This window comes from Rhizobium aethiopicum (assembly GCF_014197535.1).
GTDB lineage: Bacteria > Pseudomonadota > Alphaproteobacteria > Rhizobiales > Rhizobiaceae > Rhizobium > Rhizobium aethiopicum_A.
In genome coordinates this window covers 214,880-237,320 of sequence record NZ_JACIFV010000005.1, presented here as the reverse complement: position 1 = coordinate 237,320, position 22,441 = coordinate 214,880, and the positions used below count along the sequence as shown (strand labels likewise).

Sequence of the window (22,441 nt, the reverse complement as noted above, 5' to 3'; positions counted from 1 at the left end):
ACGCCAGGAAGCAAGGTCATGGCTCCTCTCAGCACTGCACCTGCCATGGCGGGGCATACGGGCGGCAATCCCGCCCGTATGTCCATACGCCGGACGGCAGGCTCGGCTTGGCCCGATGGCGATACCGGCACCGCATTCTGGCTGATGGCGCCGGCGCTCGCTCTCTATGCTGTCTTCACGCTGCTGCCGATCGCTGCCACCTTCTGGCTGAGCTTCAACAGCTCCGCCGGCTTCAACACGTCCGCGAGCTTCGTCGGTGTCGACAACTACGCCAAGGCGGCGCAGGATCCGATCGTCTGGAAGAGCCTCGGCCATACCTTCCTCTGGCTGGCCTATCATGTGGTGATGGCCGGCGGGCTCGGCCTGCTGCTGGCGCTTGCGGTCAGCAGGCTCAGGATCACGCGGGTCTTCTTCCGCACCGCTTTTTTCCTGCCCCATCTGGTGTCGCTCGCCGTGGTCGGCGTCATCTGGGCCAATATCTACGACCCGTTTTTCGGGCTGCTGAACACGGCTTTGACAAGGATCGGCCTCGGCGCCTTCACGCAAGGCTGGCTTTCCGATCCCGCCCTCGTGCTGTTCTCCGTCAATGTCGCAAGCTCGTGGCAGGGTTTTGGTCTTTACATGCTGCTCTTCATCGCCGGCCTGCAGAATATCGACCACTCGCTTTATGACGCGGCCGAAGTGGACGGCGCCAACGCCTTCCAGAAGCTGATCTATGTCACGCTGCCGGGGCTTCGCGAGGTGACGACCTTCGTCATCTCGCTGGCAATGATCAACGGCCTGAAGGGCTTCGCCACGGTCTTCGTCATGACGAATGGCGGCCCGTTCTATCAGAGCGAGCTGATCACGACCTATATCTACCGGCTTGCCTTCCAGTCGCAGGATCACGGGCTTGCGGCGGTGCTCTGCATCCTGCTCAGCCTGCTTGCGATCGCCATCACCATCGTCTTCAACCGCTGGCGCGCGAGGCTTTCCCAATGAGTGTGCGCAACCGCGAATGGCCGGTGGCGCTGGCGCTGACCCCGGTCTTGATCCTGATCCTCGCCCCCTTCGTCTGGCTCTTGATTTCGAGCTTCAAGACCGAGGCCGAGATCGGCCGGGCCGATCCCTTCACCCGGCCCGCCGACCTGATGTGGCGGAATTATCTCGACGCCTGGCAGATCGGCGGTTTCGGCGATCTCGTCGGCAACAGCCTGATCAACCTCGTCGGCGTCGTCGCCCTGTCGCTCGTCACCTGCGCGCCGGCTGGTTATGCCCTTGCCAAGATCCGTTTTCCCGGCCGGGAATGGCTGTTCTATGCCTTCATCCTCGGCCTCACCGTGCCGGTCCAGGCGATCGTCATCCCGCTCTACCAGGTGCTCTTCGGGCTGAACCTCGTCAACACGCTTGCCGGTATCGTGCTGGTGCAGGTCAGCAACGGCATTCCCTTCGGCATCTTCCTGATGCGGAGCTTCTTCATCGGCGTGCCGGATGATTTGATCGAAGCCGCCAAGATCGACGGCGCTTCGCATTTCCAGATCCTCACCAAGGTCTTTCTGCCGATCTCGACGCCGGCTGTGCAAGCGCTCGTCATCATCAGCGCGCTTTCCACCTGGAACGATTTCTTCCTGCCGCTGATCGTGCTGATCAGCCCCGAGGTACAGACGCTGCCGCTCGGGCTGGTCCGTTTCGCCAGCACCTATGCCTCCGATTATCGCCTGGTCTTCTCGGGCACCGTCATTTCGTTCCTGCCGATCATTCTACTCTACATCCTGATGCAGCGCCGCTTCACCGAGGGGCTGACGCAGGGAGCAATCAAGGGCTGACCATGTCGCATCATGTCCAGCGGGAAATCCGCTACAATTTTGAATTCGATTACCGCATCAAGGCCTGCTTCATCGGCGCCGGCGGCCATGCCTACCGCAATGTCTATCCGGCGCTGCGCTATGCGCCCGTGGACCTCGCCGGCATCTGCGATCTCGATATCGGCCGCGCCGAGAAATTCGCCAAGCTCTTCGGCGCCGGCAAAGCCTATACCGACCATCGCGAGATGCTCATGCGGGAAAAGCCGGACCTGGTCTTCCTCGTCACTGCCTATCATCCCGACGGCCGCGTGCAGGCGACAGATCTGGCGCTCGACGCACTTGCCTCCGGCGCCCACGTCTGGATGGAAAAGCCGACGGCTGCGAGCATGGAGGATATCGAAAGGTTGCAGGCGGCAAGTACGGCGGCCGGCCGCATGGTGATGACCGGTCTCAAGAAGACCTTTTTCCCCACGATCGAGAAGCTCAAGGATCTGATCGGCTCGCCCGGTTTCGGCAGGCTGACCTCGATCAACGTCCGTTATCCCCAGAGCCTGCCGAGACCGGAAGACCGCGCCGATCTCGTCAAGATGCAGAGTTTCCTCGACCATATCTACCATCCGGGCGCGATCCTCAATTTCCTCGGCGGCGAGATCGATCGCGCGGGGTATGAATGGGAGCCGCTGACGGGCGCGAGCGTCACCAGTCTGCGCTTCCGCTCCGGCGCAATCGGCACGCTGCATTTTGCCGCCGGCCAATCGGGCGGCAGCATCTTCGAGCGGGTCGAGATCATCGGCGAAGGCGCCAACGCCATTGTCGAGAACGGCAGCCGATTGACTTATTTCCGCAAGGCGGACCTGCCGTCCTATGGCCGCGCCGCAAGCTTCATCCAGCCGGACGAGAATGCGGCGCTGTTCTATGAGCCCGAACATTCGCTCGGCCAGCTCTATAACAACAACCTCTTCTATCTCGGCTATGTGCCCGAAATCCTGCACCTGACCGACGCGATCCTCTCCGGCGCGCAGATATCAAGGGGCACGCTCGAAATCGCCCGCGAGATCATGAAGCTCTTCGAATTCTACAGACGCACGGATGCCGGCGTCACTTCCAATCTTTGACCGGAGGCACAGTCTTGAACGAGACCGACATCATTTTCAGGAAAGCCGGCGGCGAATTCATGCCGACCTCCTGGGGCGAACTCAACTGGAAGATCACCGGCGACGGCACGCCCGGCGCCGAGATGACCTTCGGCACCTGCCGCATCAATCCCGGCGAGCGCAACCAGTTGCACTCGCATCCCGATTGCGAGGAGATCCTTTACGTCGTTTCAGGCAGTTGCGAGCACAAGCTCGGTGACGCCCTCTATCGGCTCGAAGCCGGCGACGCGATCCGTATCCCCCGCAATATCCGCCATTGGGCGCGCGCGCTCGGCAGCGAACCGCTCTTCGCCCTGATTATGTTCTCCTCCGGCACCAGGACGGCGGTCAATCATGAAGGCGAGGGGGCGGCCTGAACCGCGTTTTCCGCAACTTTGCCAAGCTCTGACGTTTGCGTGAAACCATTCCGATAGCTGTGACAAACCCTCATCACCTCTGCTATGTCAGGAAAAATGCGGCGACCCAACAGGCGTCGCGCTCTGTCCGATCAATGCCAGGAGTTTGAAAGATGAGCGGTACCTCCGACTATATCCCCCCGAAAGTCTGGACCTGGAACAAGGCGAATGGCGGCCAATTCGCCAATATCAATCGCCCAATAGCGGGACCGACACATGAGAAGGAGCTTCCGATCGGCCGCCACCCGCTGCAGCTCTATTCGCTCGGCACGCCGAACGGCCAGAAGGTCACGATCATGCTCGAGGAGCTGTTGGCGCTCGGCCATAGCGGCGCGGAGTATGACGCCTGGCTGATCAAGATCGGCGAGGGAGACCAGTTCGGCAGCGGCTTTGTCGCCGTCAATCCCAACTCCAAGATTCCGGCGTTGATGGACCGCAGTGGTCCGAAGCCGATCCGCGTCTTCGAATCCGGCGCCATCCTCACCTATCTCGCCGAGAAATTCGGGGCTTTCCTGCCGACCGAGCCGGGTGAGCGCGCCGAATGCCTGTCATGGCTGTTCTGGCAGATGGGAAGCGCGCCCTATCTCGGCGGCGGCTTCGGCCATTTCTACGCCTATGCGCCCGTCAAGATCGAATATGCGATCGACCGCTTCGCCATGGAAGTGAAGCGTCAGCTCGACGTGCTTGATCGCCGTCTTGCCGAAAGCGAATATGTGGCAGGCAGCCATTATACGATCGCCGATATTGCCATCTGGCCGTGGTACGGCGGCCTGGTGAAGGGCTGGAGCTACGGGGCGGCCGAATTCCTGCAGGTCGAGGATTATAAGAACGTCCTGCGCTGGGCCGACACTATCCACAGCCGGCCCGCCGTGCAGCGCGGCCGCATGGTCAACCGCCTCTCCGGCGACCCGTCGAGCCAGTTGCACGAGCGCCACGACGCCAGCGACTTCGAAACCAGAACGCAGGACAAGCTCGCGGCTGCCGAGTAAGCAAGCCGATCATTCACTTGTCACGGCAATGGCTCCGCGGCCGTAAAGGCGGCGGAGCCTTTGCATGCTGCACGAACTCAGTTCTTGACCGTATCTTCCAGAAAGAAGCGGCCGAGCGGGTTCTGGTGGAAGTTCTCGATATTCTTGCGCGAGACGTTGATGTAAGGGCTATAATAGAGGTCAATCCAGTTGACGTCGTCCTTGGCCATCTTCTGCAGATTTACATACATCTCTTCGCGCTTCTTCGGATCGAGCTCGAGACGCGCCTTGGCGACCAGATCCTTCACTGCCTCGTTCTTATAGTTGGTCAAATAGTTGTTGTTGGAATCGTGGCCGAGGACAAAGGTGGTCTTCTGGTCCGGGTCGAGAATATCATTGGTCCAGTAGTTGACGGAGATGTCATAGTCGCCGGCAACGAGCATATCCCATTCCTGGCTCGGGTCGACCTTCTGCAGATTGGCGGTGATGCCGGCCTTCTGCAGCTGCTGCTGGACCAAGACGGCCGTCTGCTCGTCGACTTCGTCGCCGGCCCGCACCACGTAATTCAGCGTCAGGTCGGAGGCGCCGGCAGCTGCCAGCAGCTCCTTCGCCTTTGCGGGATCATAGGGCCGCTGCAGGTTGTCGGCGTAGTAATAAAGCGCACCCTTCGGAATGTAGGAATTGGCGACGGCGCCCTGGCCGAAGGTGACGGTGTCGACGATCGCCTTCTTGTCAATCGCAAGGTCCAAGGCCTGGCGGACTTCCTTCTTGCCGAGCGCTCCATGCGCGTGGTTTATCAGCAGATGGTCCTCGCGTGTGGATGCGTCGACGGCGACATTCAGATTCGGATCCTTCTTCAGCTCCTCGACGCGGGAGAAGGGCACGAAAATCGCAGCATCGAGCTCGCCGGCCTGAACGTTCAGCATGCGGGTGTTGTCATCGGGCACCGAAATCCACTCGACGCCGTCGAGCTTGACGCGGTCGGCTTCCCAGAAATTCGGGTTTTTCTTGAGGATGACGCGGTCGCCGCGCCGCCATTCGTCGACCACGAACGCACCGGATGCGATCGGCTTCTCGCCATAAGCATCGGGTCCCAGCGATTCCATGCCCTTCTTGGAAATAACCGAGGCATTGGGCAGTGCCAGCGTCGAGAGGAAAGGCGCGGACGGGTTCTTGAGCTTGATCGTCAGCGTATGCGCGTCGGTTGCGACCGCCGTGTCGATCACCTTGTAGGAATCGCTCCAGAGCGAGGCAGGGTCGTCGCGGATGCGCAGCAGGCTGTAGGCCGCGTCTTCCGCCGTCAGCGGCGAACCGTCGGAGAATTTCGTGTCGCGGATCTTGAGCGTATAGGTCAGCCCGTCGTCCGAGGCGGTCCAGCTTTCGGCCAGCCCCGGCTCCAGCTTCGTGCCTGTCTTGTCGACGCGGATCAGCACATCGTAGACATTCGAGAACACCCAATTGTCGATGTTCTGCGCGGTCTTGATCGGATCGAATGTCGTCGAATCCTCGCGGCGGCCGATGGTGAGCACACCGGCGGCCTCGGCATAGCTTGCACTCAGCGTCAGGCCAGTGAGCATGGCGGCGAGCCCGATTGATTTCCACCTGTTTGTCATCAGTTCGTTCCCTTCTTTGTTATGGCATGCGTTTGACGGATATGGATTGCGGCTCTTCCCTGCGGCCGGTGCCTTGCAGCAGCGGCTTGTCGGGATCGATGTCGGGAATGGCAGCGATCAGCGCCGCGGTGTAGGCATGCTTCGGCCGCGCGAAGACCTCGTCGGAGCGGCCCTCCTCGACGATCTCGCCGCGATACATCACGACGACGCGTTGGCAGAGATTGCGCACGATCGCCAGATCATGGGCGATGAAGACCAGCGTGAGATTCATCTTCGCCGTGAGCTCGCGGAAGAGCTCGATGATCTGCGCCTGGATGGTGACGTCGAGGGCTGCCACGCATTCGTCGGCGATAATCAGCTTCGGCTCGACGGCAAGGGCTCGGGCGATGCCGGCGCGCTGGCACTGACCGCCGCTCATGCTGCGCGGTTTGCGGCGGGCGAATTCGCGTTCGAGACCGACGAGATCGAGCAGCGCGTCGATCCGCGCCGGAATATCGGCCTTCGCCACCTTGCCCTGCACCTTCAGCACCTCGGCCAGCATCTGCCCGATCGTCAGCCGTGGATTGAGCGCATTATAGGGGTCCTGGAACACCATCGCCGTTTCGCGCCTGAGCTTTGCCAAGCCCGCGCTTTTCTGCAGCGTAAGATCGACGCCGTCGAAGGTCACGTGACCCGAGGAAAGTGGTGTGAGGCCGAGTATTGCGCGGGCAAGCGTGCTCTTGCCGCTGCCGGATTCGCCGACGATGCCGACCGTCTCGCCCGGCATGATCTGCAGACTGACGCCGGCAACGGCACTGATCGTCTTGGCACTGCCCTTGAACAGGCTGCCGCCGGCTCTGAAGCGCACGTGCAGATCGTCGATTTCCAGCAAGGGTCTCGCCGGCCGCCTGACCTCGGCAAGCTCGAGCGTCGGTGCGGCTATCCCGCCCGGCAGGGAAGGATGGCTGTTGATCAGGTTGATCGTATAGGGATGTTGCGGCCGCGCCAGGATTGCCCGCTTCGGCCCCTCTTCGATGAGCTTGCCGCCGCGCAGTACGGCGATGCGGTCGCAGGTCTGGGCGACGATGCCGAGATCGTGGGTGATCAGAATGATCGACAGGCCGCGCTGGTCGCGAATGTCGATCAACAGCCGCAGGATCTGCGCCTGGATGGTCACGTCGAGTGCCGTCGTCGGCTCGTCGGCGATCAGGATCTTCGGGTTGCAGGACAGGGCCACACCGATCATCGCCCGCTGCCGCATACCGCCGGAAAATTCATGCGGGTAGCTATCGTACTGGCGCTTCGGATCGGGGAAGCCGACCTGCGCCAGGATGTCCGTCGCTGCCGCGCGAGCCTCGCGGGCGCCGAGGCCCTGATGGTAGCGGATGCCCTCGGCGATCTGGTCACCGATTCTCATGACCGGATCGAGATGGCTTGTCGGGTTCTGGAAGATCATGCCGATCTCGCCGCCGCGCACATTCAGCATCTCAGCATCGTCGACCCGCATGAGATCGCGCCCTTCGAGCAGCACGCTACCGCTTTCGATCTTCAGCAGCGAGGAGGGCAGCAGACGCACCAGGGAGCGGCAGAACAGGCTCTTTCCCGAGCCGCTTTCGCCGACCAGACCAAGAATCTCGCCCTTGCGGAGATCGAGCGAGACCGCATCGATGAGCGTTCGCGGGGCGGAATCGAGATGCGCCCTGACGGTGAGATCGCGGACGGAGAGCACGGAGCCGCTCATTCATGTACTCCCAGCATTTCGCCGAGGGCATCGCCAAGCATGCTGAAGCCAAAGGCGAGGCAGACGATGGAGAGGCCGGGAAACAGGGTGATCCACCAGGCTGTGGTGATGAAGCTCTGGCCTTCGGCGACCATGACACCCCATTCGGCGATCGGCGGCTGGACGCCGAGGCCGAGATAGCTGACGGCCGCGCCGCTCAGCAGCACCAGCGTCGCATCGGACATGGAAAAGACGATCGAGCCGGCAATCGCGTTCGGCAGCAAATGGCGGAACATGATGCGACTGCGGCTGAAGCCGAGGCTGACGGCGGCAACGGCGTAATCGCTGCCCTTCAGCACCAGCATCTGCGCCCGGATCAGTCGCGCATAGGAGACCCAGCCGACCAACGCCATGGCGATGTAGAAGCTGCCGAGCCCGGGGCCAAGGATCGCGATGATCGACAGCATCAGCACGAGGAAGGGGAAGGCGAGAATGATATCGACGAGGCGCATGAACAGCGCATCGACGAGGCCGCCGAAGAAGCCGGCAATGGTGCCGATCGTCGTGCCGATCAGAAAGGGGAAGACGACGCCGATCAGCGCCATCTGCAGATCGATGCGCGCACCCCAGATGACGCGGGAAAGGATGTCACGGCCGAAATTGTCGGTGCCGAAGGGGTGAAGCAGCGAAGGCGCCTGCAGGCGCACCTCGGCATTCTGCATGATCGGGTCATAGGGCGCGATAAGAGGCGCGCCAAGCGCCAGCAGGATGAAGAACAGCAGCACGCCGGCGCCAACGGCAAACATCGGCCGCCGGCCGAGAAGGCGGCGCCAGCCAGGGGACGCGGGTGCCGTCGCCTCGATGCTCATAGCTTCACCCTCGGATCGACGGCAACGGTGACGATGTCGGCGATGAAGTTGATCAGCACGGTGGCGCAGGCAAAGACCATGGCGACGCCCTGCACCACCATATAGTCACGCGAAAAGATCGCCCTGACCAGCAGCTGGCCCATGCCGGGCAGCGCAAAGACGCTCTCGACCACAACCGTGCCGCCGATCAGCCAGCCAATATTGACGGCGAGCAGGTTGATCGTCGGCACCAGCGAATTCGGCAGCACGTGCCGCCAGAAGACGATGCCTTCGGGCATGCCGCGGGCGCGCGCCGCCGTCGCGACATCCGATTTCAGCGCCTCGATCATTGCCGCCCGCAGGCTGCGTGTCAGCACCGTCGAGAGCGAGAGCGCCACCGTCAGGCTCGGCAGCACAAGATGCGCAAGTTTTTCGCCGAGGGTCGCGCCGTAGCCAGAAACCGGCAGCAGGCCTAGCTCGACGCTGAAGAGGATGATCAGCATCAGCCCCAGCCAGAAGGGCGGGAAACCGATACCGAAGGTCGAGACGATGCGCACCGCATGGTCTGGCGCCCGGCCGGCATTGCGCGCAGCGATTGCCGCCATCGGCAGCGCGATCAGGACCGACAGGATGACGCTGGCGGCAACAAGCGCGAGCGTCGGCTCGATGCGGGTGACGATCAGCTTCAGCACGTCGATCTTGTAGAGGATCGATTTGCCCATCTCGCCATTGGCGAGGTTCTTGAGGAAATAGACATATTGCAGCCACATCGGCTGGTCGAGACCGTATTGGGCGCGGATGCTGGCAAGGGCAGCCGGTGTGGCGCGCGTGCCGAGGATGTTGCGCGCCGGATCGCCGGGGATCAACCGGACGAGAATGAAGGTGATGACGCTGATGCCGAAAATGACCGGCAGGAACTGCAGCGGCCGGGTCAGAACGAATTTATAGCGATGCATGACGGCGCTCGCCCCTCTGTCTTCGTCCGGTTTGCGCCGCTTTCATTTGCATCAGGCTGCCTTGTGCCGGTCGAGGAAATCGAGAAGCGCCGGATAATAGTCCTGCGGGTTCTCGTAGAAGGGCATGTGGCTGGCATTGGCGAACACCCGGAGCTCGGCATTTGGCAGCGCGAGCTTCATCCTGAGAGCGCAGGCCGGCGTCAGCTCGTCATGCTCTCCCGTGGTGATCAGCACCGGCAGCGTCAGCCGCGGCAGATCCGGGATGCGGTTCCAGTCCTTGAGGTTGCCGATATAAAGAAACTCGTTCGGGCCCTGCATCGTCGCGTAAGGCGCCATGTTCCAGTCGTCGAGCGAGCGGCGCACCGGTGCCGGCCATTCGGCCAGGCGGCAGACATGGCGGTAGTTGAGGATGGTGACGGCAGCGAGATATTCCGGGTGGTCGTAAGTCCCTTGTGCCTCGTGCTTCTGCATCATCGAGACGGTCTCGGGGCCGAGTGCTGCCCGCAGCCGCTCCAGTTCCGTAATCAGATGCGGCATATCGGCGACGGTATCCCCGAGGATCAAGGTCTTGAGGTTTTGGGGATAGGTCAGCGCATAGTCGATCGCGAGCCACCCGCCCCAGGAATGGCCGAGCATGTGGACCTTTCCGAGCCCGAGCGTCTTGCGCACCGTCTCGGTCTCCTCGACATAGCGGCCGATCGTCCAGAGCGAAAGATCGTCCGGCCGGTCGGAGGCGCCGGTGCCGAGCTGATCGAAGGCGACGACGCGGTAGCCCTTCTCGGCCAGGCAGGAGTGCGCCTCGCGCAGGTAATCGCAGGGCAGACCGGGACCGCCGTTCAGGCAGAACACCGTCTCGTTGCCGGTCCCGAAGCTATAGGCGACGACGCGATAGCCACCGACATCGATCTCGAATCGCGCGTCCGGCTGTATTTCACGCCACATTGATTGCTCCAGCAGAAATATCCCTTGCTCAATATTTGGGCGTGGTTAAATTTTTACCGTAAATCGCGTTCCGTGCCAGCTATAAGAAGTGATAGGGTAGGCGCCACGCCGAAACCCGGAGCAGCCCATGCTTGACGACATCGGAACGATCAGACGGCAGTTTACAGCGCATGAAACGCTGGACGGCCGGATCGACCAGGCCTTTGAGGCGATGAAGCAGCTGGGCTTCGAGGCCCTGATCTACGACTATACGCCGGTGCCATACGACCTCGACGGCGCGATCATGATCCCGTCGCTGCTGAAGCTCCGGAACATCGCCGACGATATGCACGACTATTGGTTCGATCGCGGTTATTTCCGCATCGACCCGGTCCAGCAGGTGGCGCTGCGCAGCAGCGCGCCGTTCTTCTGGAATTACGACACGAATGCGGACACGCTGATCAACCGCTTCATGAGCGACGACACCGCACCGGTGACGCGCTATTTGAGTGAACGCGATATGTCGACGGGGGTCACCGTGCCGGTCCATATGCCGGGAGGCGATTATGCGACGGTCACCGGCATCCGTTTCCGCGGCGACCGCGATTTCGAACGGCATGCGTTGCGCTCCATCGCTGACTTCAACCTGCTTGCCCACGTCTTCCATGAGACCGCCTATTCGCTTTTCGACACGAAGGCTCGCAGCGTCGGCACCATCCGCCTGACCGAGCGGGAGCGCGAATGCCTGCGCCATTCGGCGGGAGGCTATTCCGCCAAGGAAATCTCGCGCATCATCGGCCGTTCCGTCCCGACCGTGGTCATGCATCTCAACGCCGCGGCCAAAAAACTCGGCGCCCGCAACCGTACGCAGGCCGTCGTACGCGCCACCCATTACCGCCTGCTCGAAGAGCAGGGCCGATCATTGCCATCCTATAACTTGTGATAGCTGCCTTCGCCGCTGCCGCCGCGTTATGGTTTCCAAACTTTAGGGGAATGGAGATGTCGGTGGCCGAAGTCGCAACAAGTGAAGCCTATCTGCCCTTTCGCGATTATCGCACCTGGTACCGCGTCACCGGTTCGCTGGAAAGCGACAAGCTGCCTCTCGTCGTTGCGCACGGAGGGCCCGGCTGCACCCATGACTACGTCGATTCCTTCAAAGAGATCGCCGCCCTCGACGGCCGCCCGGTCATCCACTACGACCAGCTCGGCAACGGCAATTCCACCCGCCTTCCGGACAAGGGGCCGGATTTCTGGACGGTCGGCCTCTTCCTCGAAGAGCTCGACGCGCTGCTTGCCCATCTCGGCATCCAGCATCGTTACGCCTTCCTGGGCCAGTCCTGGGGCGGCATGCTCGGCGCCGAACATGCGGTGCGCCGGCCGCAAGGTCTGAAGGCTCTTGTCATCGCCAACTCGCCGGCCAACATGCACACCTGGGTTGCCGAAGCCAACCGGCTGCGGCAGGAACTGCCGAAGGAGGTGCAGGACACGCTGCTGAAGCACGAACGAGCGGGAAGCCTTACCGATCCGGACTATATCGCCGCCTCCCGCGTGTTCTATGATCGCCATGTCTGCCGCGTGGCGCCATGGCCGCCCGAAGTGGCGCGGACCTTCGCCATCATGGACGAAGACAACACCGTCTATCGCAACATGAACGGCCCAACCGAATTCCACGTCATCGGAACGATGAAGGATTGGACGATCGAAGACAGGCTCGACCGCATCGAAGCACCGACGCTGCTGATCTCGGGCAAATACGACGAGGCGACACCGCTGGTGGTCAGGCCCTACCTCGAACGCGTTCCCGGCTGCGAATGGGTGCTGTTCGAAAATTCCAGCCACATGCCGCATGTCGAGGAAAGGCAGCTTTGCATGGCGACCGTTTCCCGCTTCCTGTCGCGGCACGACTGACGCATATGCCGTTCCGTCACGATCGGCGAACCAGCCATCTCTTGGCGACCCTGCAGGCCATCGTATAGGCCGGATCGAAGACGTTGCCGACATCATAACGCACCACCTGGCCCAGCAGATGGCTTGCCGCCGTTCTGTCGAGGCCATAATCGGATGCCAGCCAATTCAACATTTCACTGGTTGCATGCTGAAGCGCCTGATCGAGGGGCCGGGCATTGCCGATGGTGAAGATGTCTTCAGCGGTTTCTCCGCGTGGCCAGACTAGCCCGGCCTTCTTTTCCACCGTCAGCCGCACCGTGACTTCGAAAGTGGTCTCGACGCCGGTGCCGACGATCTCGCCATCTCCCTGCACGGCATGGCAGTCGCCCAAAAAGAAAAGGCCGCCCGGCGCCGATACGGGCAATCGAACGGCCGTGCCCGGACCGAACAGGCGATAATCCATGTTGCCGCCATATTCGCCGCTGGTCGCCGTCGAGATTGCCTGGCCGAGGCTGGGGGCAACACCGAAACAGCCGATCATCGGCGCAAGAGGCAGCACGAAATTTTCGAGGCCGGAGACCGGCTCGGACAATCGGACCGTCAATGCTTCGCGGTCGATCGCCCAGATCGCCATATCGCGCGGCGGCAGGTCGCGAACCGTCTCCGGATCGATGACATTGGCCGCGACGATGCTGCGCGTAAAACCAGTGTCCCTTGTCGGTGTCATGCTGATGATCTCGACCTTCAGCGCATCTCCGGGCTCGGCGCCTTCCACGAAGATCGGGCCGTTCATCGGGTTGGGACCGGATGTCCGCCGGATGCCGTCCTTGTCATAGCCGATCGCGTCTAGCGTCTCCGTGACGACGGTATCGCCGTCAGCGACATACAAGGCGGGCGGAAGAGAGCCGATGACATTGTGAAAGGTCGTCGGAATGAAGCGGTGAGTGGTCATGAGAATACGGCTCTCGCTTGTTTCGAATACCATCAGCCGCGGCTGGGCTGCCCGGCTGAGAAGCGAGACTAGATCAGAGATGATCTGGGAAGCCAATATCCCGACATCGCTCGTGTAGCCCCGCATCGATTCGCCATTGTGACCCGACGTCTCCGGCCGCGAAACGGTCGGCTGATCTTGCCTTTCATTCTCCGGATGCTATATGTAGGCAAGTACCTACATCGGAGATGGATTATGAGCGTGACACATCTTTCCAGCCGCGAACTCAATCACGACGTGAGCAGGGCAAAGAAGGCGGCGCAAAATGGTCCGGTCATCATCACGGATCGTGGGAAGCCATCGCACGTGTTGATGACCTATGACGAATTCGAGCGGCTAACCGGCAAGCCCCGCAGTCTCGTCGATGCTCTCTCCATGCCAGGCCTCTCGGATATCGACTTCGATCTGCCTCGTGTTGAGATCGCCCCCCGAGGAGTCGATCTATCTTGAAATATCTGCTGGATACCAATGTTGTTTCCGAACTGCGCAAGGTCGGAGACGGCAAGGCCGATGCCAATGTGGTCGCATGGGCTGGAGCGCAAGATGCAACAGGCCTATGCATCTCCGCCATGACGATCCTGGAATTGGAACGTGGAATACTCGGCGTGCAGCGCCGCGATGCAACGCAGGGCGCTCGTCTGCGTGCGTGGCTGGAAAATCAGGTTCGACCGGCATTCGCCGACCGTATCCTGCCGATCGACGATAGGGTCGCGACGCGCTGCGCGCATCTGCATGTTCCAGACCGGCGCAATGAAGCCGACGCCTTGATTGCCGCGACTGCCCTGGTTCACGGCCTGACCGTCGTTACCCGCAATGTCCGGGATTTCGAAGGCGCGGGCATTATCGTGCTGGATCCGTGGCAAGATTGATCTCCCTGCCGAAACGCAGAGGTGGCGCGCGTTTCTTTGCGCCCTGTCACGGCAGTCGATGTATGGTCACGTTCGGAACAACGTCTCGCGCGATCTCGCAGAGATGCCAATGGTGGGTCAGGTAGATAACCTGTCCGACCTTTGCCATTTCACCGAGCAGGCGGAAAACCTCTTCGGAGCGGGGATTATCGAAGCTCTCCATGATGTCGTCGGCGACGAAGGGTACGGGCCGGCGAAACGCTGCGAATTCCTCGTAGCCCGCCAGCCGAAGCGCGAGGTAGAGCTGGAACTGGGTGCCGGTCGACATCGCATCCGCAAGCTTCGAACCACCGTCGCGCGACACGCCGATCAATATCTCCTTGTCCCGGTCGGGCTGGGTCGTCAGGCCGGAATAATTGCCGCCGGTGATCAGGCGAAAGGCCTCCGATGCGCGGTTCATCATCGAACTGCGATGTTTTTCGCGATAGATATGCAGCGCCTGTTCGGCCGCGAGCGTACCGGCGCGCAGCGTCAGATGCCGCACCGCCAGTTCCTCGATTTCAAGGAAAATGGTCCGCCGCTTGGCCTCGATCCGGGCCACGGCGTCGTCTCCGCCGACGGCCTCGAGCTTCTGCCGCGCCAGCGACACGTCGGAATAGAGAAGCTTCGCACGCTCGGTGAGATCCTCGATCCGGGCGCCAAGCTCCATGGCGTCGCGCTCGACCGCAGCGGCGTCGACACCGTCGAGGCGCTGTTCGGCCTCGGAAAAACTCGCAGCACGCAATGCCTCGGTGATCTGGTGGCGTAAAGTGGCGGCCCGCTCTTCCAGACGGTCCCGCTCTCGGGACTGGTTCAGGAATGCTTCCACCGAAGCAAGCGAGTCTGCGGCGAAATAGCCGGTCAATTCGTCCTTGCGGGCATTGTGAACGGCCAGTTCCTCCTCCAGCGCACGCCGTTTTTCCAATTGTTTTTCGAGATCCGCCTGCCGGTCCGCCCGAAGCTGAGCCGCATGACGCGCCGCCTCATGACGTTCCACAAGCGCGTTTGCGGAGGCGAGCGTATCCATCGCCGGCTGGTTGAGACCGCAGTCTACGAGCAAACCGGCAATATGCTCGCGGAATTGCTGCTGGTCGCGCTCCATCGCGGCAACACGGCTTGCGAGGTCATCCCTCTCCTTCAGGATGGAGGGCAGTGTGGCGAGCGCATTCAGCATCGCGCGGACGGCGGCCATCGAACCGGCCTTGTCGGCAAACCAGGTTCGCGACAGCGCCTCCGCCCACTCCCGCTCCCAGGCCGCCATGGCGGTTTGCGCCTCCTGCCGGTCGCGCTGGCGTTCCCTGAGATCGTGGCTGAGGTCGCCGACCGCCTTCTCATGCGCCTGCCGCGCCGCCCGCTCGGCTCTGCCGGCGGCGAGTATATCATTTGCAGCCTGCATCAGCTCGGCGACCGGTAGCTGATCTGCGTCATCAAGACCGGCTTGTGCAAGGCTCTCCGCAAGCGTTGAGGCATGCCTATCCCGTTCGATGCGAAGCGCATGCACCGTGTCTTCTGCGTGTTGCAGATCGTCCCAGGCGGCCAGCGCCGCGGCTCGCTTGGTGCTCCAAGTCTCGAGTGCGGCCACGCGCGCCGCGGCTTCGGCGTCATATTCGATGTTGCCAGGCAGCAGATCACCGATGCGCTCGGCAAGCGCATCGTGTTCGGCGCGCGCTTCGCCAAGCAGTTCCCTTTGCCGCTCGATCATTGCGGCCGTTGCCGCTTCCGCCTGGCGGAGTTGGCGCAGCTCGGCCAGTTCCTGCGCCCGCGACAGCCGGCCGGCGGATACCACGTCGTCCTGCCGCATCCGCTCCTCGAACGTCCGAGCCGTGGCGGCATTCAGGCTGGTGCGATGCGCCTGCCAGGCGGCATCGCGTTCATCGCGCAGCCGAGCGGCCTCGGTATCGTCGATCGAACCGCCGGCGACGAAGGCCGCGATCCGGGCTTTGGTCAGCGCCTGTTCGGTGCCGAGATCGCGCAGCCTTCCCTCGTGATCGCCAATCCGCTTGTCGATAGCAGTCGCCTGGCCACGCCAGGCTTCGATCTGTCGAGGCTCTGCCGCGGTCGTCTGCCGCAGAGCGACGGCGTTGCCGCTCCAGGGTGCGAGCTGTGCGAACTGGTTCTCCTGCGTTCGCTTCGCCTGGACAAGTGTGCGTTCTTCCATGGTAAGCCGCACGGGGAGATCAGATCCCGCCAGCCGGCTCAGGGCGCTCTCTATGTGGCCGAAACGCGCAGGATCCAGGACCCCAGCTCCGTCTCGCGAGCCGCCTTCCCTGTCCAGCCTTTCGAGGTTCTCCCGCGCTCGCAACAGTTCCCGATCGGCGGCTGTCAGTTTCGCCTCGACGCCGGAACGCCGTTCGATGAGATCGCGGATGATGCCGATCAGCGAAGCGGGCAGCAGCAGTGCCTCGGGCGCCGTGTGGCCGGGCTGTTCGAGATCGGCCAGCAGTCGGACCAACTCACCCTCCTGTTCGGCCAGCGCCAGCCGGCGCTTCGGCAGGTCGCTCTCAGCCGCAAGATAGCGCGCCCGACCCTGATCCAGCAGGTCCATATGCGCGGCGACCGCCAGCGCCTTGTCGTCGATCGAGATCGACTCGATCTCTTCTGCAAGCTGGCGCAGCGTGCGGTCGGCGGTTTCGACAAGCGCCTGCAGCCGCGTCTCGTCGCGCGAAAGCTGGGGCAGGAGCGCGAACCATTCAGACGGCGGCCGCGGCAGATCGCTCATGCCGGCTGCATCTGTATCCAGCCGGCGGAGCTCCAGGGCCGCGGGTAGGGCGCCGAGAAGGCGCGTGAGCTCCTGATGCCGGGTCTTGGCCTCGGCCAGTTCCCGCGTGGTTTTGCCATAGGCAGCGTCAGCCTGCTCATAAGTCGATTTCAGGGCCGAATAGGTGGAGGCAAGCGTGTCCATGGCATTGCGCTCGGCCTTGAGCGCTTCGAGCGCGCGCTTGAGTTCCGCGAGCCTGGTGCTCGACGATCGCTTCTTGTAGATCGCGGTGGCTTCGTCGGCCGCAGTCACCAGCGAACGGCTGAGACCTGCCAGACCCGAGCTGGCCGAGAACAGCAATTCGCCGAGTTCGCCCTTGCTTTGTATGATGGCGTTGCCGCCTTCCTTGAGCGACTGATCGTCGAGCGAGAACATGGTGCGATAGGCCTCGCGACCGACGCCTCCAAGCGCGCCGGTCAGGAGCGCCTCGTTCACAGCTTGTCCCCGATCGTCGACAAGGCTGCCAGTCCGCAGCTTGAGCCGGGCGAGCTCGTATTCCGAGCCACCAAATTCCAGCCGCGCACCGACCTTCATCGTATTGTAGGGATGCAGGAAATTATAGGTGCTGCGCTCACCAATGCCGTAGAGCAGATCAAGATAGGCGGCGAAGGTGGTCGACTTGCCTGCTTCGTTCAGGCCATAAACGATGTGCAAGTCCGGCGAACCCTGACGGGCCGCGCCGAAATCGATGGAGTGATCGGTGAATTTGCCATAGCGGGTGAGGTCGAGGCGGCGCAGACGCATCAGTTGTCTCCCCGATCCACCGCCTTCATCCGGGCGGCGATATCCTCGGCGCCATCGGCGAGAAGGCTGTCGATGAAGCGTTCAAAACCCGCCTCGTTCTGGCCGGCAAATGCCCGGCTCTCGGGCGGCAGGTCGGCGAGCAGGTCCCGGACCATCTCCCTGACATCGTCGCGAAACCCGCTGCGGGCGATGACCTCGTCCCGCATCAGCGCCCCGAGTTCGACGACGGGGTCGGCGGCGGACGCGTCTGCGGGGATCGACGGCGCTTCGAAGGCGAGTTCCAGCTTCTCGATCCAGGTGCGGCCGATCACGTCGCTGCGCCGCTCGGCTTCCGCCTGCATGAGGTCGACATCGCGCCGCAGCTGCCAGGAGAGCGGCGTGCGGCCGGAAAGCCTGAGGCGTGCGACAAGATGCGGCGAAGCCGTGCGGTCGCGCTGCGCCATCAGCGCCGTCTCGACCATCATGGCCGCCTCACGCCAATCATCGACATCCGTGAGGTCGACATTGACGCGCTCGAACTGCGCGATGCTGGTGCGCCGCTCCTCGACCGTCACGGTCCGGTCGTCCGCCACGGTCACCAGCGACACGGTCTTGACCCCCGCTTCATTGATGTCGCGGCCCTGCGGCATGCCGGGCATGATGACCGTCGCCGTGCCGGGATACTGGCTGCGCTGGTGGAGATGCCCGAGCGCCCAGTAATCGAAACCCGAGGCATGCAGGTCGAGCACGTTGCAGGGCGCATAGACGTCATGTCCGGCCGATCCGGCCAGACTCGTATGCATGATGCCGATATTGACGGCATCCGCTACCGGCGGCTTGAATTTCGGCAGCAGCGGGTCCGGGGCTTGCGGTTTCGCAAAGCTCAGGCCGTGGATCGCGACCGACAAGCTGCCATTCGTGGCCTCCACGATCTCGGCATGGCCGCCGAAGATCTTCACCGTATCGGGCATCACCAGTTCCCTGGCGATCTTCGACATCGCATCATGATTGCCCCGGATCTTGAAGACTGAGATGCCCGCTCGGTGCAGCCGTTCGAGCTCGCCTGCCAGGAACCGCGCCGTCTTCATCGACGTCTGCTCGCCGTCGTAGAGATCGCCGGCGATGACAAGCGCGTCGACCTGCTCCTCAAGGCAAAGATCGACGATCGCGACCAGCGCCTGCCGGCTGGCGTCACTCACGAGGTCGGCCAGCTCTGCGTTGCGAAGCGCGAGAGAGCGCAAGGGAGAGTCGAGATGGAGATCGGCGGTGTGAACGAAACGATAGGCCATGAATGCAAGAATGGTGTTGCGATAGAGTGATCCAGCAGGCGCCGTCGGACGTTATTGCCCGTCAGCGAAACATGAGACCGTGCCACGAATATTCAGAGCATGGCGGCAGCGTCCTGGCGAGTAAAATGGGCCGGCGGAACCGGCCCATCCACAATCAATGCTGCTCGATCGGCGCCGGCACTGCAGCCGGCGCCCGCTGCTGTCCAAGCCGATCGGCGACCGGCATCGACAGCATCATTTCCACAAGACCGTTGGTGACGCCTTTTTCGCTGTCGGCGCCGCCGATCTGGATCTGCGGCACGAGCGGACCGGGTCATTTTCGATCGCTTCGGCAAAGCGCATGAGGACCTGCGAATTAAGCTGATAGTCCGGCCCGCCAAAGGCCGCGACTTTCTTCTCGGTGGTCTCGAGCCGCGCTGCACGCATGCGTGAAGCGCGCGGCAGCCATGCGTTGCTTCTGAAGACATGCATCTCCATCTGACAGTCACAGCCATCTGACTCACATCGAGAAAATCGGCGCTGCGGCCCGCCTCGGGCTCGCGCGAGGAGATAATCATGAACGGCATTTCGAAGACTCTGAACGACATGACGCTTGTTGAAAGGTCGAGCCTGCTCGACACCGTCGCCGACGCCTTGGAGGCGACCGCCGAGGAGGCCGAAGGGGAGGGCGACGCCCGTTTCGTCGCCAACTCCGTCTGCATCGCCAATACGATCCGCGGACTTTCGGGGGAGCTTGCGCCACACAATCTGCGGGCGGCCGAACTGCTGCTTGAGCAGGGCATCATGCTCGTCCACCAGTTCACCAACAGGGCGAAACCTGGAATGGTTCATTAGTATTGTCGGCAGGTTCCGGATGGTGAACCTGCCGACAATCCGGCATCACTCAGCCTTTTTGGGATACAGCAATGTCATGAGTGCGAGGACGCATCCCAAGGCTCCGACCGAAGCGAAGATGTAGAAGTTCCACTGCGGAGCAAGGCCCGCACCCAGAACCGCACCGCCGATGGCCGGTCCTATCATGCCTCCGATACGGCCGATGCCGAGCGAGAAGCCAAGGCCGGTTCCGCGGATCTCGACCGGATAGAGGTTTCCAACGAGAATATTGGCGAGGATCTGCGTGCCGATCGTTCCCGTCCCTGCAAGTGCGACGAGAGCGTAAACCTGGAGGCCCTGATCCACCTGCGTCAGCAACCAGATCGAGCAGGCTCCAAGAAGAAACAGACCTGCCACGACGATTTTGACATTTCCACGGTCGGCAATCCTTGCGCCAATCAGCAGGCCGACTGCGGCTCCGAGATTGAGCGTCACGGAGAAGAGCAGGGCAGAACCGAGGTCGTAGCCCATTTTGTTCATAATGGTCGGGAGCCAGTTGACCATTCCGAATGTCAGCAGAAGCGAACAGAAGTGGATGCCCCATGCGTTCAAGGTCGGCAGCAGGCGACCTTCGGAAAACAGCGACCGGGTGCCGACCTGGCGTTGTCCAACGGGCCTGGCTAGGGGATTGGGCAGTCCGTACTGGTTTGCGATCTGGTTGGCTTCGGCCTGGCGGTTTTTCGTTGCCAGCCATTCGGGGGACTCGGGGATGAGGCGGATGAAGAAAGGCAGAAGCAGGATCGGTGCGCCGCCGATGATCATCAATGGGCGCCATCCGTATTTCTGTATCAGCAACATTCCGAGCATACCCGAGATGATGCCGCCGGCGAGATAACCGAGAAGAGCAATCGAATAGGCGATCGCCTTCCGTTTCGGCGGGGAAAACTCGATGATCAACGCGGTTACTGTCGGAAAAAGAGCGCCGAGGCCCAGACCGGCGAGAAAGCGGGTTGCCTCGAAAATGAGAAAGTTGGGCGCCAGACCGCTGCCGATCATCATAACCGAGAAGCTCAGCAGGCTGCCGATGATGACCTTGCGACGGCCTATCCTGTCGGCGAGTGTTCCCGCAACGAGCGCGCCGAGCAGCATGCCGAACAGGGTGATGGAGGCAGCTCGTCCGACCATGCCGGGCGTCAAGCCCCAGCTTGCTTCACCGAGCAGCGCCGGCGCAACTGCGCCGTATACGATCAGATCATAACCGTCGAACAGGATCAGCAGACCGCAAAGGGCGATGATAATATTCGGGCTGCGAACGCGTTCGTTGAAAATAGCGAGATCTTGTATGGCCAATTTTCCCTCCCCATACATTGCGTACAGGAAGTACGCTCCTGCCAGCGGCAGGTCCGCGTCGATCCATGTACAAATCCTCCTGGATCATTGCCGGCGTGGTTCCTCCCAGCGCCAGACTCACCCGCGAGCGGGCGATGTCAAGACAACGATGCCACGCTATTAGATACTTGCGAATAAAATATTTGCAACTGCAAACTTTTCAGCCGGCAACTTTTCCCTTTGCGGATATTGCCGGCAGGTTGCTATGCATGCGGCGCAGCGCGTTCTTCAGGGCTGCGACCTCCTCGGCCGACATGCCGTGAACCGCGGTGCGTTCAAGCTCCACGGCAAGCGGCATGAGCCTTTCCGTCAGCGCCTCGCCCTGCGGGGTCAGCCTGACGATGACGATACGGCCGTTGTCTTCCGGACGTGTTCTCGACACCAGCTTACGCTTGGCCAGTGTGCCGACCAGGCGCGAAAGCGTCGAAATCTCGACAGAGACGACGTCGGCGAGATCCCCCAGGGTGCTCTCCCGGCGCTCCTTGAGCATCGCCAGAACCCGGTACATCGCCACGCTGAGATCGTCTTCGGCAATTCTCTGCGCGAACACCTCGGCTATCCGCACGCCGGCGCGATTGAGAAGATACGGAACGGAATCGGTAAGTTTGTACATATCTCTGTCTGCTGGCGGATTCGGGGCGCTTACTGAACGATCTCTCCGACATGCACCTAAATGACCGGGATGACAACATGATTGGCTTTCAGCCGCCGACAATGGCGGGGTAGATCAAACATTTTTCCCGCTTGACTTCTAGATTTGCGTTGACAACAGTTGCAAATGCAATAATTCTGACGGCGAGGAAACACGGGAGGAAATCATGTCTGCCACTGCTGCTCTCGGCATAGTGCCGGCCCCCGCACCGATCAGCGATGCGTTTCGATCGACCATGCGCCGTTTCCCGGCGACGGTGACGATCATTTCCGCCTGCCGCAACGGTACGGACCATGGAATGACGGCAACTGCCGTTACGTCACTTTCGATGGATCCGCCATCTCTCCTCATCTGCCTGAACAATCGCACCTACCTGCATGACATGCTGCTTGAGGTGCCGGAATTTGCAGTCAGCATTCTGACCGACAGGCAGGCCGCCCTGTCGGAAGGTTTCAGCGGCAAGATTGCGCCTGAACGTCGGTTCGAGGCTGCCGATTGGGTTCGCCATGAGCGCGGCATGATGGTGCTTGATTCCGCTCATGCCTCGGTTGTCTGCCGCCGCATGGGTGCGGTTCCCTACGGGACGCACACGATCTTCATCGGGCAGGTGGTGGATACACGCCTTTCCCAAGACACGATCCCGCTGATGTACGAAAACTCGAAATATTGCGCACCACAGCACGCGCTTCCCACATCCCAGAACTGAAGGTCGTT

Annotated in this window: 21 protein-coding genes and 1 pseudogene; 11 read left to right on the top strand and 11 right to left on the bottom strand. The window is 61.9% G+C overall.

Features of this window, described 5'->3' with window-relative positions; translation table 11 throughout:
• The first annotated feature begins 45 nt into the window (after window positions 1–45).
• From GGD53_RS10290 to yghU, 5 genes are all read left to right on the top strand, one after another.
• The gene (locus tag GGD53_RS10290; RefSeq protein ID WP_184455702.1) at window positions 46–981 is read left to right on the top strand and encodes a carbohydrate ABC transporter permease; all 936 of its coding nucleotides are present in this window, start codon (window positions 46–48) and stop codon (window positions 979–981) included.
• Window positions 978–1,805: a carbohydrate ABC transporter permease gene (locus GGD53_RS10285; RefSeq protein ID WP_184455517.1), complete on the top strand. Its 828-nt coding sequence runs from the start codon at window positions 978–980 to the stop codon at window positions 1,803–1,805. The genes GGD53_RS10290 and GGD53_RS10285 overlap by 4 nt, the downstream gene beginning before the upstream one ends.
• A gap of 2 nt (window positions 1,806–1,807) precedes the next feature.
• Window positions 1,808–2,899: a Gfo/Idh/MocA family protein gene (locus GGD53_RS10280; RefSeq protein ID WP_184455515.1), complete on the top strand. Its 1,092-nt coding sequence runs from the start codon at window positions 1,808–1,810 to the stop codon at window positions 2,897–2,899.
• A 14-nt stretch (window positions 2,900–2,913) separates the two neighbouring features.
• Window positions 2,914–3,294, top strand: a complete 381-nt coding sequence (locus GGD53_RS10275) for a cupin domain-containing protein (RefSeq protein ID WP_184455513.1) — start codon at window positions 2,914–2,916, stop codon at window positions 3,292–3,294.
• Window positions 3,295–3,446: 152 nt separating this feature from the next.
• Complete coding sequence (gene yghU / locus GGD53_RS10270; RefSeq protein ID WP_184455511.1) at window positions 3,447–4,322, top strand: glutathione-dependent disulfide-bond oxidoreductase; 876 nt, start codon at window positions 3,447–3,449, stop codon at window positions 4,320–4,322.
• Between the two features lie 77 nt (window positions 4,323–4,399).
• On the opposite strand, the gene GGD53_RS10265 is transcribed toward yghU, so the two are convergent.
• The 5 genes from GGD53_RS10265 to GGD53_RS10245 are packed head-to-tail and all read right to left on the bottom strand — an operon-like array spanning window position 4,400 to window position 10,359.
• Window positions 4,400–5,914 carry an ABC transporter substrate-binding protein gene (locus tag GGD53_RS10265; RefSeq protein ID WP_184455509.1) on the bottom strand — a complete coding sequence of 505 codons (1,515 nt, stop codon included), beginning with the start codon at window positions 5,912–5,914 and terminating at the stop codon, window positions 4,400–4,402.
• Between the two features lie 19 nt (window positions 5,915–5,933).
• Entirely contained in the window at window positions 5,934–7,634 is a 1,701-nt protein-coding gene (locus tag GGD53_RS10260) for a dipeptide ABC transporter ATP-binding protein (protein ID WP_184455507.1), read from the bottom strand.
• Window positions 7,631–8,482 (bottom strand): ABC transporter permease, encoded by an 852-nt coding sequence (locus GGD53_RS10255; protein ID WP_184455505.1) that lies wholly within the window; start codon window positions 8,480–8,482, stop codon window positions 7,631–7,633. Before GGD53_RS10255 ends, GGD53_RS10260 begins: the two co-directional genes overlap by 4 nt.
• Window positions 8,479–9,417 carry an ABC transporter permease gene (locus tag GGD53_RS10250; RefSeq protein WP_184455503.1) on the bottom strand — a complete coding sequence of 313 codons (939 nt, stop codon included), beginning with the start codon at window positions 9,415–9,417 and terminating at the stop codon, window positions 8,479–8,481. The genes GGD53_RS10255 and GGD53_RS10250 overlap by 4 nt, the downstream gene beginning before the upstream one ends.
• Before the next feature lie 51 nt (window positions 9,418–9,468).
• Entirely contained in the window at window positions 9,469–10,359 is an 891-nt protein-coding gene (locus tag GGD53_RS10245; RefSeq protein ID WP_184455501.1) for a proline iminopeptidase-family hydrolase, read from the bottom strand.
• 127 nt (window positions 10,360–10,486) lie between these two features.
• Here GGD53_RS10245 and GGD53_RS10240 point away from each other — a divergent pair, with 127 nt between their 5' ends.
• Both GGD53_RS10240 and GGD53_RS10235 read left to right on the top strand, forming a co-directional pair.
• On the top strand, window positions 10,487–11,281 hold the full coding sequence (locus GGD53_RS10240) for a helix-turn-helix transcriptional regulator (RefSeq protein WP_184455499.1): 795 nt from the start codon (window positions 10,487–10,489) through the stop codon (window positions 11,279–11,281).
• A 62-nt stretch (window positions 11,282–11,343) separates the two neighbouring features.
• On the top strand, window positions 11,344–12,246 hold the full coding sequence (locus GGD53_RS10235; RefSeq protein WP_184455496.1) for a proline iminopeptidase-family hydrolase: 903 nt from the start codon (window positions 11,344–11,346) through the stop codon (window positions 12,244–12,246).
• Between the two features lie 16 nt (window positions 12,247–12,262).
• Here the strand turns inward: GGD53_RS10235 and GGD53_RS10230 are convergent, their stop codons facing one another.
• The gene (locus GGD53_RS10230; protein ID WP_184455700.1) at window positions 12,263–13,177 is read right to left on the bottom strand and encodes an acetamidase/formamidase family protein; all 915 of its coding nucleotides are present in this window, start codon (window positions 13,175–13,177) and stop codon (window positions 12,263–12,265) included.
• A 234-nt stretch (window positions 13,178–13,411) separates the two neighbouring features.
• Between GGD53_RS10230 and GGD53_RS10225 the strand changes: the two genes are divergently transcribed.
• Both GGD53_RS10225 and GGD53_RS10220 read left to right on the top strand, forming a co-directional pair.
• Complete coding sequence (locus tag GGD53_RS10225; protein ID WP_184455494.1) at window positions 13,412–13,666, top strand: type II toxin-antitoxin system Phd/YefM family antitoxin; 255 nt, start codon at window positions 13,412–13,414, stop codon at window positions 13,664–13,666.
• Window positions 13,663–14,085 (top strand): type II toxin-antitoxin system VapC family toxin, encoded by a 423-nt coding sequence (locus GGD53_RS10220; protein ID WP_184455492.1) that lies wholly within the window; start codon window positions 13,663–13,665, stop codon window positions 14,083–14,085. The genes GGD53_RS10225 and GGD53_RS10220 overlap by 4 nt, the downstream gene beginning before the upstream one ends.
• A 46-nt stretch (window positions 14,086–14,131) precedes the next feature.
• Here the strand turns inward: GGD53_RS10220 and GGD53_RS10215 are convergent, their stop codons facing one another.
• From GGD53_RS10215 to GGD53_RS10205, 3 genes and pseudogenes are all read right to left on the bottom strand, one after another.
• A complete protein-coding gene (locus GGD53_RS10215; protein ID WP_184455490.1) occupies window positions 14,132–17,605 on the bottom strand; it encodes an AAA family ATPase in 3,474 nt (1,157 codons plus the stop codon).
• Entirely contained in the window at window positions 17,605–18,873 is a 1,269-nt protein-coding gene (locus GGD53_RS10210; RefSeq protein ID WP_184455488.1) for a metallophosphoesterase family protein, read from the bottom strand. The genes GGD53_RS10215 and GGD53_RS10210 overlap by 1 nt, the downstream gene beginning before the upstream one ends.
• A 154-nt stretch (window positions 18,874–19,027) precedes the next feature.
• Window positions 19,028–19,284 (bottom strand): annotated as a pseudogene (locus GGD53_RS10205) (flotillin family protein); the annotation flags it as partial.
• Window positions 19,285–19,428: 144 nt separating this feature from the next.
• On the opposite strand from GGD53_RS10205, the gene GGD53_RS10200 reads away from it, so the two are divergent.
• Window positions 19,429–19,707 carry a hypothetical protein gene (locus GGD53_RS10200; RefSeq protein ID WP_184455486.1) on the top strand — a complete coding sequence of 93 codons (279 nt, stop codon included), beginning with the start codon at window positions 19,429–19,431 and terminating at the stop codon, window positions 19,705–19,707.
• A 45-nt stretch (window positions 19,708–19,752) separates the two neighbouring features.
• Here the strand turns inward: GGD53_RS10200 and GGD53_RS10195 are convergent, their stop codons facing one another.
• Together GGD53_RS10195 and GGD53_RS10190 are read right to left on the bottom strand one after the other, a co-directional pair.
• Window positions 19,753–21,054: an MFS transporter gene (locus GGD53_RS10195; protein ID WP_184455484.1), complete on the bottom strand. Its 1,302-nt coding sequence runs from the start codon at window positions 21,052–21,054 to the stop codon at window positions 19,753–19,755.
• Window positions 21,055–21,235: 181 nt separating this feature from the next.
• On the bottom strand, window positions 21,236–21,688 hold the full coding sequence (locus GGD53_RS10190) for a MarR family winged helix-turn-helix transcriptional regulator (RefSeq protein ID WP_184455482.1): 453 nt from the start codon (window positions 21,686–21,688) through the stop codon (window positions 21,236–21,238).
• 205 nt (window positions 21,689–21,893) lie between these two features.
• On the opposite strand from GGD53_RS10190, the gene GGD53_RS10185 reads away from it, so the two are divergent.
• A complete protein-coding gene (locus GGD53_RS10185; RefSeq protein ID WP_184455480.1) occupies window positions 21,894–22,433 on the top strand; it encodes a flavin reductase family protein in 540 nt (179 codons plus the stop codon).
• Window positions 22,434–22,441 lie beyond the last annotated feature (8 nt).